The sequence below is a fragment of the Dictyoglomus sp. NZ13-RE01 genome (assembly GCA_002878375.1).
GTDB lineage: Bacteria > Dictyoglomota > Dictyoglomia > Dictyoglomales > Dictyoglomaceae > NZ13-RE01.
On the sequence record NIRF01000011.1, the window covers coordinates 40,081 to 54,067 of the forward strand.

A 13,987-nucleotide genomic window follows, 5' to 3' on the forward strand; every position below is an offset into this window, starting at 1 on the left:
ATTTTAAAATTATACCATACTAATAGGCTCCTCTTCCAAGAATCACCGCTGGAATTGTCTTAAGAATAATTTCTAAATCCAAAGCTAAAGACCAATTTTGGATATAGTATAAATCTAACTGCACCCTTCTTGCATAATCTAAATCGCTCCTTCCACTTACCTGCCAAAGTCCTGTAAGTCCTGGTTTAACTCTCAAAATCTCATCTGCAAAATTTCCATATTTCTCCAACTCTTTCCTCGTAACAGGTCTTGGTCCTACAACACTCAACTCTCCCTTAAGAATATTGAATAATTGTGGAATTTCATCCAAACTCCATTTTCTTAAAAATCTTCCTATTTTTGTTACCCTTGGATCGTTCTTCAGCTTGAAATTCTTCTCAAATTCCATCTTTAGTTGAGGATATTGCTCTAAAATCTTGTCTGCATCCTTATACATGGTTCTAAACTTCCAAATATATATATCTCTCCCATATCTTCCTACTCTCTTATGTTTGTAAATAATAGGTCCCTCAGAGTCTAACTTTATTAAAAGGGCAATAACAATCATAAGAGGAGAAAAGAGTACAAGACCCAGAGTAGCTATAAAAATATCCATAATCTCCTTAATATATCCTTGCCAACCCTCAAGCCGAGAAGTCTTTATTCTTACTATTGGTATTCCGCTAATTTCATCAAAAACAATGTTTGAGCCAAAAAGAAGGTAAAGCTCTGGAACTATTTTTATAATTATTCCCTTTTTACGAGATATATCCAAAAGCTCCAATATCTCCTCACTTTTTACCGATTGAGTTATAACTATCTCATCCAAATCAGGAGATTTATCCAAGTAATCCCTTAGTCCAGACAAATCTGGCAAAGCTTTTACTACCTTATAGCCTATCCACGAATTTTTATTCCAAAAATCTAAAAGAATATTTGATATTTCATTTTCTCCTATAACTGCAACCTTGTTTAAATTTTTATCAAGCTTAAAAATTCCCCATCTCAAGATAAATATAAAAATTCTATTTATAAAAAGGAGAAATAGAGAGGAAAAGCCAGTTAGAATAAATATGAGACGGGAAAAAGAAAAATCTCTATAAAAGAAGGAGAGAAAAGAAAGAATAAATATAGAAAAGGATGAAGAGATAAATACAGGCTTAAATGTAAGATAATGTTTATACTCGTAAGCTCTATTTACGAATAGTAGAAAAATGGTTAATAAAGCGAAGATAAAGGTTAGATAAAAATAATATGGAAAAAATTCTGGAAAATCTCTTTCTGGTAAATAGAGCTGGGGAATTTTTGTAAGAAAATTGAATCTAATATAATAGGCAAAAGGGACAGAAAGTAGTAGACTTATAAAGTCTAATATTATCAGGAGAAGTAGCCAAAATGTCTCTTTTCTTTCTCTTTCCATAATAAAAACTTGCTTTATTTTCTCTTTTGGATTATAAAAAGAAATAATGAATATGTCAAAACTTGGGAGGAGAGTATGAGGAGATTTTACTTCTTCTTATTAATTATAGGTTTTTTAGTGAGCGTAAGCTTTGCAAGTGAGTGGGGAATTTTAGAATTAAGTACAGAAGTCTATTCAGGCTTAAGTGAATCTTTACAGAAATATAGCTTTCTACTTGAAAGGTGGTGGGACGATTCCTTAGGTTTCAGCCTTTATTTAGGAAAAGACGAATATTTCAAGTATAGAATTGGGATTCAAACTCCATATCTTAGAGGAATCTATGGCTACTTTTATCCTAACTTGAATTTTTATACCAAAAATTTAGAATTTAAGGGAGGCTTTTTAGGACTTTATATTCAAAGTGATGAAATATATTTACTATCTGGAGAAGACTTGGAAAATTACGAAAAGATAACAACTTTGGGATGGCAAAGAGCTATAAGTCAGTATAATATAGGGAATTTTTCTATATCCTCCTATTCAGGGAACTATCTATTTGATATAAATCTCCTCCATAAAATCAATATTTTTGGAAATTTACCCTTAGGAACAACTTCTGTATCAGAAGAAATTTCCATCCTTATGAAAAGAAACCAGCTTTATTTAAGTGGAGCTTTAAAAGGAGAGTTAGGTGTAGGTAATCTGTACTTTATGGCTTACTTAGGCTCAAACCACAAGGAGAACTTAGATCTAACAGATATATATCCTGGAGAGTTTGGAGGGGAAGCATATATTAGGTTTCCATTAACCTTAGAAGCAAACACCAGTTTCTCCTTAGGATATTTCCATAATTTTGAGAATGGTATAGGAAGGATTAAAGCAGGAACCTCTTTAGAATGGAAACTCTCGGATTTTATAAACTTAGAAATTCTTTCTAATTTAGAATATTTCTTGTCTAAGAATTACAACTTTACTCAAAAAGTACAGATAAACTTTCCAACTCTTGAAGGAGCATTGGTAGGAAGTATTTATTGGCAATACTATACTAATAGAGAATTAACAGGAAACTTGTTGGATGAGAGCCAGACCATTGGCCTAAAAATTTCATATCAGTATTAATGGAGGTATAAGCCATGAGAAAAATTAGTTTAATTCTATTTATCCTTATCTTTTTAATTAGTCCCATCTTAGCCCAGGTATCTGGAGAGAATATATTAAAGGATATGCAAGCAAAATGGTCCTCTGCAAAGGACTTGCAAATGAAATTTTCTATAACCATTTATTCTTACTCCTCTAAGGGTGAGGCTATATCCCAAAAAATGACCATGGAAATGTACTATATTTCTTCTCCACAAGTAGTAAGAATAAACTTTCTTGAACCTGCTCTCTTTGCAGGACAGATCATACTAATAGATAATGAAAAGAAATTGGTTAGAATATATATGCCATCCACAAAACAAATATTAGAAAGTGATCTAACCCAAACAGGAACAATGACCTCTTCAATTTTAAACATACCTGGAGTAAGTGGGAAAGAAAGTGATTTTTCCTTTGATGTCTCCGAGGTGGTAGAAAAAAATCAGAAATTGTATAAAATTGTTGGGAAACCTAATACTCCTGAGTTAAAAACGCAAATGTCCTACTTTGAGCTTTATATTACAAAGGATGAAATGAAACCAGTAAGATTAAAGATTTATGATATTGAGCAAAAATTATATATGGAAATGGTTTGGCTGGATATTAAAATAAACCAAAACTTACAAGTAAGCAAATTAAGAACTCTACCTCAAGGAAAAGTTGTAAAACAAAAAGAACTTCAACAGGTAACTCCTATTCCTTTCTTTAGTCCAACAAAATAGGGAGGAACTCCTCCCTATTTTCCTATATTATCTAAGGCTACAGCAAGTGCCCCATAAAGTCCTATATCCTCTCCTAATTTTGATTTAACTATCTCCACTTTTTCTACTGGCACAAGCTTTACTCTATCTCTTACTACCCTTTTTACTACTTCTAAAACCTCTTCCCCCGCATTAGTTATACCCCCTCCTAATACTACTCTTTCAGGGCTTAAAATGGTTATTATATTAGCAACTCCTATTCCTAAATATTCCAAGGATGAGAACCAAATTCTTTCCGCAACTTTGTCCCCTTTAAGATATGCCTCTCTTACCAATTTTGCAGATATTTTCTCTCTTTTACTAAGCTCTTTTAGTATGGTATCCTCTCCAGCTAAAATAGCAGACTCCGCTCTTTTTGCAATGGCGGTACCTGATGCAAGAGCTTCTAAGCATCCCCTATTCCCACAATTACAAAGGGGACCATCAGGAAGAATCGTCTGATGCCCGACCTCCCCTGCACTATCCCTTTGTCCATGCAAAATCTTTCCATCAATAATTATTCCTCCTCCTATTCCTGTGCTTACAGTAATATAAACCATATTTCTTACACCTTTTCCAGCACCAAAATAATACTCTCCTAATCCTGCCGCATTTGCATCATTATCTAAGAATACTGGGAGATTAAGAGCATTCTCTAAATCTTTTTTTAAGGGCACAGCATCCCAACCTGGAAGGTTTGGTGGAGAATAAATAATTCCCTCCTTACTATCTAAGGGTCCTGCACATCCAACACCAATAGCAATAACTTTCTCCTCTTCAAGCATTTTTAAGCTACTAACAATTTCCTCAAGAATCTTTTTATATCCTCTTTCAGGCTGAGTACTAAACACTATTTTTCTCTCCAAAGTACCATCCTTACTAAATCTTCCAACCGCAATCTTAGTTCCCCCAATATCCAAAGCTAAGATCTTCTCCATTTCAAATCCTCCACCCTAACTCCTTCTAAATTAAGTAATTTCCTTTTAAAATCAATACCTAAGCTGAAGTCACCTAATTCCCCATTACTTTTTATTACCCGATGGCAGGGAACTACAATTAAAAAGGGGTTTTTAGCCATCGCCTGTCCAACCGCCCTTGCTTTCTTTATATCCCCCAATTTTTCTGCTAATCCCTTATAGGATATAACATTACCATAGGGTATTTCTCTTGCAACCTCGTAAACTTTTTTGTAGAAATAGGGAACTTGAGAATAATCCAATGGAATATTAGAAAAATCTACTCTTTCTCCTTCAAAATAGGATTTAAAAAGATTAAAATAGGGGAATTTTTCATAACCATCTATATAATCCTCTTGCCAAAAGATTTTCTTAACAACCCTATCCTCATAAAAAACCACCAAATAACCATTATAAATCGGTAATATGCCCGTCATACTAAGATACTCCTCTCAGAAAAAAGAATCTTCTTTAAAAATTGACCTGTATAAGACCTTGGATTCTGGGCAACTTCCTCTGGAGTTCCCTCCGCCACTATTTCTCCTCCCCTTTCGCCCCCTTCTGGACCTAAATCTATTATATAATCCGCAGTTTTAATAACTTCCAAGTTATGTTCAATCACAAGAACAGTATTACCTAAATCTACCAATCGATGAAGAAGATCCACAAGCTTTTCTACATCTGCGAAATGAAGTCCTGTAGTTGGCTCGTCTAAGATATAAAAGGTTCTCCCTGTACTCTTCTTGGAAAGCTCAGCAGCAAGCTTAATTCTTTGAGCCTCTCCTCCAGAAAGAGTTGTAGCAGGCTGTCCCAACTTTATATATCCTAATCCAACATCATATAGAGTTTGAAGCTTTCTCTTTATAGAAGGTATCTTATCAAAAAACTCCAAAGCATACTCCACACTCATATCAAGAACATCCGCTATATTTTTCCCTTTATAAGTAATTTCTAAGGTTTCACTATTATATCTCTTACCTTTACAAACCTCACAAGGTATATAAACATCTGGAAGGAAATGCATCTCTACCTTTATAACACCTTCTCCATGACAATTTTCACATCTTCCCCCTTTAACATTAAAGCTAAATCTTCCAGGTTTATAACCCCTCATCTTGGATTCAGGTAATTCTGCAAAAAGTTCTCTTATATCTGTAAAAACCCCGATATATGTAGCAGGATTAGAACGTGGAGTTCTTCCAATTGGAGATTGATCAATTATTATAACCTTATCTATATACTCAGTTCCTTTTATTTCTTCATAATACTTACCCCTTATCTTTTTTCCATATATAGCCTTCTGCAATGCAGGATATATAACCTCCTCTACCAAGGTGCTCTTACCAGATCCTGAAACACCAGTAAGACATACAAAGGTACCCAATGGAATTCTTACATCTATATTTTTTAGATTTCTTGCATGGGCGGATTTTATCTCCAACCACCTACCATTACCTTTTCTTCTAACCTTAGGTATCTTAATCATCTTATCTCCTCTTAAATACTGGGCAGTTATAGAAGTTGGGTGTTTTAAGACCTCCTCTAATGTTCCAGCTACTACAACCTCACCACCATGCTCTCCTGCTCCAGGTCCCATATCTACTATAAAATCTGCAGATCTTATAACCTCTTCATCATGCTCCACTACTAATATTGTATTCCCAAGATCCCTTAAATTCTTTAAAGTATCAATCAATCTCTTATTATCCCTTGGATGCAATCCAATACTTGGCTCATCCAAAACATAAATTACTCCTACAAGACCAGACCCAATCTGTGTTGCTAATCTCACTCTTTGGGATTCTCCACCTGACAATGTATCTGCGGATCTATCTAAAGTAAGGTAATCTAAACCTACCTCAATGAGAAAGTTTAGTCTTTGAATGATCTCTTTTAATATGGGCTCTGCAATATATCTTTCTTTCTCTGTAAGACTTAGGTTTAGAAGGAAATCTTTAAGTTCTAAAACTGTTAAACTGCTTATCTCAGCAATATTTTTTCCTCCTACGGTTACAGCCAAGGCTTCTTTTCTTAATCTTTTTCCTCCACATTCACTACAAGGAGAAAAAACCATAAATTTTTCAAAGTAGTCCTTTATCTCTTCCGAATCTGTCTCCTGATATCTCTTCATAAATATGTTAATTAATCCTTCAAAATGTCTATACCCCTCTATCTCCCAATCAGGATATTCCACATAAATAGCGTATGGAACACCATACAAGAGAGCATTTATCTGTTTTTCACTAAAAAACTTCAAAGGTACATCTAAGGAAAAACCCAATTTCTTACCTAAATTACTGAGAAGAATTTTATAATAAGGGCTTATATCTTTTCCCCAAGGAACAATTGCCCCCTCATTTATAGACTTTTCCAAATCAAGAATTAGATCAGGATCAAACTCCTTTTTTCCTCCAAGACCACTACAGGCAGGACATGCTCCATAGGGGCTGTTAAAAGAGAAGAATCTTGGAGATATTTCTCCAAAGGTAAATCCACAGATGGGACATGCAAAATTCTCACTAAATAGATGCTCCTTTATCCCTTCCTCTCCTATTTCCTCGATTAAAACTAATCCTTCACTCAACTTTAAAGATAATTCAATATCTTCAAATAACCTACTCTTTATATCGGGTTTTATTATTAATCTATCAATAACTACAGAAATATCATGCTTTTTATTTTTATCCAGTTCAATTTCATCATCTAAAGAATACATTTCGCCATCAATTTTTACTCTTAAAAATCCCTGTTTTCTTAGATTTTCTAATAACTTTTTATATTCTCCCTTCCTTCCTCTAACCACTGGTGACAATACTTGGATTCTTGTTCCTTCTGGAAATTCCAATATTCTGTTTGTTATTTGTTCTACTGATTGGGCGGATATTTCTATACCACAATTTGGACAATGAGGTTTTCCAATATTAGCATATAAAAGTCTAAAATAATCGTAAATCTCAGTTACTGTACCTACGGTAGAACGAGGATTTTTAATAACAGTTTTTTGATCAATAGAGATAGCAGGAGAAAGTCCTTCTATAAAATCTACATCTGGCTTATTTAATTGTCCTAAAAACTGCCTTGCATAGGTAGAAAGGGATTCTACATATCTTCTTTGTCCTTCAGCATAAATGGTATCAAAAGCCAAAGAAGATTTTCCAGATCCACTAATTCCTGTAAATACTACAAGCTTATTCCTTGGAATGTCCAAATTTATATTTTTAAGATTATGTTCCCTTGCCCCTCTAATCCTTATGAACTTTTCGCTCATATCCTACTCTTCTTTTTAATTATATCCTTTAATTCTTTAATTTGGTCTCTTAATTGAATAGCTCTTTCAAAATCAAGATTGGCAGAGGCTTCATACATAGCCTTTTCCAGCTCCTTAATCATCTCTTCTATCTCCTCTACCTCTAATTCCTGGGAAATTGTTTTATAATCCACTTTGTTCTCCATAACTGCCTCTGCAAATTGAAAAACTTCCTTCAAAGACTTCTTTATAGTTCTTGGCACTATTCCATGCTTATTATTATATTCCATCTGGATTCTCCTTCTTCTTTCCGTTTCTGCAATCGCTCTTGCCATTGAATCAGTAATCTCATCTGCATACATAATAACCTTTCCATTAACATTTCTTGCTGCTCTTCCCATAATCTGTATTAGAGATCTCTCAGATCTTAAGAATCCTTCCCTATCTGCATCTAAGATGGCTACTAAAGAAACCTCAGGAAGGTCCAATCCCTCCCTTAGTAAATTTATACCAACAAGAACATCAAATTTCCCTGCCCTTAAATCTTGAAGAATACCTGTTCTTTCCAGGGTTTCTATCTCGGAGTGTAAATAAGTTACCTTCATTCCCAAATCAGATAGATACTCCGCCAAATCTTCCGCTGTCCTTTTAGTTAGTGTAGTAACTAAAACCCTCTCTCCTCTCCCCACCACTTCTTTTATTTGAGATATAAGATGATCAATCTGTCCCTTCGTTGGATGAACTTCAATCTCAGGATCCAAAAGTCCTGTTGGTCTTATAAGCTGTTCTACCACCTGTTCTGAAACACTATATTCGAAGTCTGCAGGAGTCGCAGACACAAATATCACTTGATTTACTCTTTCTAAAAACTCCTCAAAAGTTAAGGGTCTGTTATCATAGGCAGAAGGAAGGCGAAATCCATATTCTACGAGATTATATTTTCTTGATCTGTCCCCATTATACATAGCCCTTAGTTGAGGAATAGTAAGGTGTGATTCATCAATAAATATAAGAAAATCATCGGGGAAATAGTCTAATAATGTGTAAGGAGGCTCACCTGGCTGTCTACCATCAAAATGTCGAGAATAATTTTCAACCCCTTTGCAGTATCCTGTCTCCTGTATAAGCTCCAAATCATAAAGGGTACGAGATTCTAATCTTTTAGCCTCTGTAACTTTCCCCTGAGATATCAATTCTGCAACTCTCTCTTGTAACTCTCTCTTTATAGATTCTATTGCCCTCTCTATCTTTTCTTCAGGAGCAATGTAGTGGGTTGCTGGATATATCCAAACTTCATTATAGTCAACAATTCTTTTACCACTTATAGGGTCTATCTCAGAAATTCTCTCCACATAGTCTCCAAAAAACTCAACCCTAATAGCCGTTTCAGAACCAATGGGAAATACTTCAACAATATCTCCTCTTACCCTAAATTTTCCTCTTGCAAATTCATAATCATTCCTCTGATACTGCAGTTTTACCAACTTCCTTAAAAGCTTTTCCCTGGGAAACTCCTCCCCTAATTTTATCCTAAAGACCATTTTCTCATAATCTTCTGGAGAACCTAATCCATATATACAAGATACACTTGCAACCACAATTACATCTCTTCTACTAAGAAGAGCACTTGTTGCACTATGTCTTAATCTATCAATTCTATCATTTATATCCGCATCCTTTTCAATATAAGTATCCGTTTGAGGGATATAAGCTTCTGGCTGATAATAATCATAGTAGCTAACAAAATATTCCACTGCGTTATAAGGGAAAAAATCTCTAAATTCGCTATAGAGTTGAGCAGCTAAGGTTTTATTAGGGGCTATAACCAGAGTAGGTTTTTGGACATTTGCAATAACATTAGCCATAGTAAAGGTCTTACCAGACCCTGTAACTCCTACTAAGGTCTGAAATTTTAGCCCCTTTTTAACTCCTTCAGTCAATTTCTCTATAGCTTGAGGTTGATCCCCACAAGGCTTGAACTCAGATACTAATATAAATCCTGACATACCAATATTATATCTTAAAATTTTTTCTGAGTTAAATTACTAATGCTTCTGAAAAGAGATTCTTCAAAGGGTGGAAGATCATCCATTCCATAAAGACTTAAAACAAAATTGCTTAAAACCGAATAAAGAGGTCTTGGAGCTGGAGTTTTAAAGGTCTCTGGATTTAGAGGAATAACCTTAGCCTTTGGGATATTTAAAATCTCACACACTTTACAGGCAAAATCATACCTTGTTATGATTCCTTTATTTACAATGTGATAAGTACCATATAGGTTTTTATCAGTAAGCTCTTTTACCTTTCTAACTAAATCTCCTGCATAAGTACAAGAGGCAAAATGATAATTACTCAAATACAAATCTTTTCCTTCCTTCAAAGAGTTATATATTTGGGTTAAAGCATTATTTCCTAATTCACCAAAAACATAAGAGGTTCGTATAATAAAATGCTTTTTGCAAAAATCCTTAACAAATCTTTCTCCTTCCAGCTTTGTTTTTCCATAGACATTTATAGGTTTTGGTTCATCAAACTCTGTATAAGGGGATCTTTTTTCTCCCGAAAAAACATAATCAGTACTTGTATAAACTAATGGAATATCTAAAATACCACATGCTATTGCCACATGTTTTGTTCCAAGAGCATTGACCTTCCAAGCCTCTTCAGGTTTTTCCTCACATAGATCAGGAGAGCGAATAGCTGCAGGATGAATCACTAAATCAGGCTTTAAACCTATTATTCTCTCAATAGTTTCTATATCTTCCAAATTCATATCCTTATGGGTAATGGGAATTAACTCCTCATCCCTATAAGCATTAACAAAGTATTGTCCTAAAAAGCCACTGGACCCAGTTATTAAGACTCTCATAAGATAGCCTCCCTCTCCTTAAGAGAGTTATAAAAAATAGCAAAAGAGATAATAATCATTCCAAAGGCTTGCAGAAGAGATATACTCTCTTTTAAGAAGATATATGCAAAGATTGTAGCAAAAACATTTTCCCCTAAAATCATTAATGCTACAGAGCTTGGAGGTAAAATTCTAATTGCATAATTTGCAGAAGAATGACCAATTAATTGAGGAATTAAAGCAAGCAAAAGAATAAAAAAGTAGGTCTTAAGTGGATAGTTAAAAAGAGGATAAGAAGAAAAAAGGTTTATGATAAAAAGAAAAATGGAAGCTGTTGAATAAACCAATGTAATATAGGTTATAAAGGAAACTTTATTAGAAACTTTATTTCCAATGTAAAGGTAAACAGCCATACAAAAACCACCTATAATAGCCAACAATTCTCCCTTGCCCAAGGCTAAGTTTATATCATTATTGGTTATAAGTATCATCCCAATAATTACAAAAAATAAGGAGAGAAAATAGTGAGCTGGTGGTTTCTTTTTATCAATGATTAAAGAAAGAAGAACAATAAATATGGGATTTGTGTTCACTAAAACTACCGCATTCGCCACAGATGTAAGAAGTACAGAGGATATCCATGTATAGAAGTGAATTCCCAAGGATATACCCGAAATTATCATTAATGGAATAGCGTCCCATTTAAACTCTATCTTCTTCCCATAGATTAAGCCAAGAATTAGAGAAGATATTATTAATCTATAAACGGCAATAATTAAGGGAGGAGCCTGTGCAAGTCTTATAAAGATAGAGGCAGTTGCCATAGCTATAATTCCTATAAAGAGGAAAAGATAAGCTCTCTCCCTCATAAGAAAGATTTATTCCTCAAGCTCTTTAACAACTATAGGATAAGATAGCACCAAATCCTCATCTAAATATACCTTTACTTCATAGATACCTGGTTTAGTAAATTCAATATTTTGGAGTTCATCATAAAGAGCAATTATACTTTCAGGTGCAGTCTCTATATCCTGAGGTTCTGATTTATAAATTATATTTTTATCTGGATCCAATAACTCTATATGCTGTTTATAAACACCATCTCCCGAGTACCATGTATTTGATATTATGAAGTAATCCACCTTTCCTGGAAACTGATCAAAACCAAAATACTCAAATATTCCTGATATTGCCTGAAGACCATACTCATCATCATAAACTTTTAAGGCTGGTGTAGAAAGAATCAAAAGAGGTTTGTTATCCTCTACTGCATAGTCTAAATAATTCTCCTTAAGGATTACAAAAAGTGGTATCCTTTGATATTTTTCTTCATCTAAATATGCTTCAATCCAATAGATGCCAGGATCTTTAAAAACTATGTTTTCAAAGTTATGAGAGAAAGAGTAGGTATTGTTGTCCTCAACAAAGCTTAAATCCCTCTCATCTACACCTAAAACATTATTTTCTTCATCTACAACCTGTATTCTTACTTTATGATCTCCTACTCCTGACCAACGAGAATAAACCATAAAAGTATCGGTACTGGGAAATTCGTCAAAGGAAGTAATACTGAAAAGACCGTCCACCATCGTTAAACCATACTCATCCTCTCCAATATCAACAGCAGGAACTAATCCCAATAATTTCACATTCTTTGTTTGAGCAAAGCTTAAGGAAACAATTAAAAAAACAAAAAGAAACAGAAAAATTAAAAATTTTCTCATACCCTTATACCTCTTTCTTTAAATTTGTTTTTGATATATTATAGACTTTAAAGAGTAAAAAAGGAAATAGTATTTCTTTTAGAGGGAGGGTAAAATGATAAATATAGAAATTAGAGGAGCAATAAAGATTCAAGAAGAAAATCCCATTCAGGCAAAAGATCTACTCACAAAATATAAAGAACTCTTCAATGAGCTACTAAATGGTGATCATCCTGTTGCCATTAGAGTAAATGGAAAGATTGAGGATCTAAACTATCTCATACAGGAAGATGTCAGATTAGACTTTTTAGGTGTTAGAAACAATTTTGGAAGAAGAGTCTTAGAGAGAAGTTATATTTTCCTATTAAATCTTGCCTGTGAATTAGACTTTCCAGAGCATAAAGTAATTGTGGAACACTCTTATCACAAGAGTCTCTATGGAAGATTTAAAAATTATGTTCCAAAGACTAAGGATTTAGAGATTATAGAAAATAAGATGAGAGAATTGGCAGAAAAAGATATTCCCATTGAAAAGATTGAGGTCTCAAGGGAAGAAGCCCTTAAAATTTTCGAAGAAAGAAAAGAAGATGATAAAATAAGATTATTGAAGTATATACCCTTTTCCAAAATACAGCTTTATAAAATTGATAACCACTATGAATACTCCTATTTACCTTTGGTTCCCTCTACAGGATATTTAAAAGTCTTTTCCTTAAAACTATACCAGCCAGGTTTCATTTTAATACTCCCTGAAGAGGATTTAAGCAGACTCAGTGAGTTTAAGGAAATTGTTAAACTCTTCCAAGCTTTCTATGAATACAAAAATTGGCTTGAAATATTAGGATTAGTTGATACTGCTTCATTAAATGAAAGTATTGAAAAGGGAGAAATATCAGATGTTATAAAAGTGGCTGAAGCATTACACGAAAAGAAAATTGCACAGATTGCGGATGAAATATGTTCAAAATTACCTGATTTAAAATTAGTTTTGATTGCAGGACCGTCCTCTGCTGGTAAAACAACTTTTAGTAAAAGGCTCCAAATTCAGTTAAAGGTAAATGGAATAAAACCCATTGTTATTGAAATGGATGATTACTTCTTACCACCTGAGTATATTGAGAGGGATGAATTTGGCAATTACGATTTTGATAGTCCTAAAGCTTTAGATATTCCACTCTTGAATAGAGATCTGAATATTCTGATGAATGGAGGAGAAGTAGAGCTCCCCAAGTATAATTTTCATAAGAAGAGAAGAGAAAAGTCAGGAAGAATAGTAAAATTAGAGGATAGAAGTATAATAGTAATGGAGGGAATTCATGGATTAAATCCTGAAATCACAAGAGATGTTCCAGGTTATATGAAATATCATATTTTTGTAAGTGCTTTAACCCACTTAAACCTTGATAACCAAAATAGAGTACCCACAACCGATGCCAGACTAATGAGAAGAATAGTAAGAGACAGTATTTTTAGAGGATACGGTGTGTTAGATTCTATAAGACAGTGGCCATCAGTAAGAAAGGCAGAAGATTTGTATATTTTCCCAACTCAGGAAAGAGCGGATGTAATGTTTAATTCCGCTTTAGTTTATGAATTCTCTGTTTTGAGAAACTTTGCAGAACCCATGTTAAAAGCTGTTCCCCCATATTATCCCGAATATCCTGAGGCAAAAAGGATATTAGATATTCTTTCTCATTTTCTACCTCTATCCCCTACAGAGGTGCCAATGACCTCCATTCTCAGAGAGTTTATAGGAGGTAGCTCCTTTACTTATTAAAATACCCCCTTGTAAATTTTTCTATATTGATGTATAATTCCTAACCAAAATTAAAGGCTGTGAACGGGAATAGTAGCTACCGAAGCAGGATCCAGAGAGGCTGGGGAAAGGTGCGAGCCAGCTATCCTGCAGGTAGTGAATGGGCCCGGGAGCTGTGGACCGAAAAAAGAGCTTTGCTCTTTGAGTAGGCTCCACCGGAAG

Annotated in this window: 11 protein-coding genes; 3 read left to right on the plus strand and 8 right to left on the minus strand. The window is 34.2% G+C overall.

The genetic code is table 11. The features are described from left to right. Positions 1–19 precede the first annotated feature (19 nt). Positions 20–1,399 (minus strand): UDP-phosphate galactose phosphotransferase, encoded by a 1,380-nt coding sequence (locus tag CBR30_07670; GenBank protein PMQ01128.1) that lies wholly within the window; start codon positions 1,397–1,399, stop codon positions 20–22. A gap of 75 nt (positions 1,400–1,474) precedes the next feature. Here CBR30_07670 and CBR30_07675 point away from each other — a divergent pair, with 75 nt between their 5' ends. Together CBR30_07675 and CBR30_07680 are read left to right on the plus strand one after the other, a co-directional pair. Beyond that, positions 1,475–2,497, plus strand: coding sequence for a hypothetical protein (locus CBR30_07675; protein ID PMQ01129.1), 1,023 nt, complete (start codon positions 1,475–1,477; stop codon positions 2,495–2,497). A gap of 14 nt (positions 2,498–2,511) precedes the next feature. Beyond that, a complete protein-coding gene (locus CBR30_07680) occupies positions 2,512–3,237 on the plus strand; it encodes a hypothetical protein (GenBank protein PMQ01130.1) in 726 nt (241 codons plus the stop codon). Positions 3,238–3,251: 14 nt separating this feature from the next. On the opposite strand, the gene CBR30_07685 is transcribed toward CBR30_07680, so the two are convergent. From CBR30_07685 to CBR30_07715, 7 genes are read right to left on the minus strand one after another with little or no spacing between them, the layout of a single operon-like run. Further along, the gene (locus CBR30_07685) at positions 3,252–4,193 is read right to left on the minus strand and encodes a glucokinase (GenBank protein ID PMQ01131.1); all 942 of its coding nucleotides are present in this window, start codon (positions 4,191–4,193) and stop codon (positions 3,252–3,254) included. Further along, positions 4,178–4,648, minus strand: a complete 471-nt coding sequence (locus CBR30_07690) for a cysteine methyltransferase (GenBank protein PMQ01132.1) — start codon at positions 4,646–4,648, stop codon at positions 4,178–4,180. The genes CBR30_07685 and CBR30_07690 overlap by 16 nt, the downstream gene beginning before the upstream one ends. Continuing rightward, complete coding sequence (locus CBR30_07695) at positions 4,645–7,479, minus strand: excinuclease ABC subunit A (GenBank protein PMQ01133.1); 2,835 nt, start codon at positions 7,477–7,479, stop codon at positions 4,645–4,647. The genes CBR30_07690 and CBR30_07695 overlap by 4 nt, the downstream gene beginning before the upstream one ends. Next, entirely contained in the window at positions 7,476–9,464 is a 1,989-nt protein-coding gene (locus tag CBR30_07700; GenBank protein PMQ01134.1) for an excinuclease ABC subunit B, read from the minus strand. The genes CBR30_07695 and CBR30_07700 overlap by 4 nt, the downstream gene beginning before the upstream one ends. 14 nt (positions 9,465–9,478) lie before the next feature. Beyond that, complete coding sequence (rfbD, locus tag CBR30_07705) at positions 9,479–10,327, minus strand: dTDP-4-dehydrorhamnose reductase (GenBank protein ID PMQ01135.1); 849 nt, start codon at positions 10,325–10,327, stop codon at positions 9,479–9,481. Next, the gene (locus CBR30_07710; protein ID PMQ01136.1) at positions 10,324–11,175 is read right to left on the minus strand and encodes an EamA family transporter; all 852 of its coding nucleotides are present in this window, start codon (positions 11,173–11,175) and stop codon (positions 10,324–10,326) included. Before CBR30_07710 ends, rfbD begins: the two co-directional genes overlap by 4 nt. A gap of 9 nt (positions 11,176–11,184) precedes the next feature. Then, positions 11,185–12,030 carry a hypothetical protein gene (locus tag CBR30_07715; GenBank protein PMQ01137.1) on the minus strand — a complete coding sequence of 282 codons (846 nt, stop codon included), beginning with the start codon at positions 12,028–12,030 and terminating at the stop codon, positions 11,185–11,187. Between the two features lie 94 nt (positions 12,031–12,124). Here CBR30_07715 and CBR30_07720 point away from each other — a divergent pair, with 94 nt between their 5' ends. Continuing rightward, positions 12,125–13,786: a nucleoside kinase gene (locus tag CBR30_07720; protein PMQ01138.1), complete on the plus strand. Its 1,662-nt coding sequence runs from the start codon at positions 12,125–12,127 to the stop codon at positions 13,784–13,786. Positions 13,787–13,987: the final 201 nt, after the last annotated feature.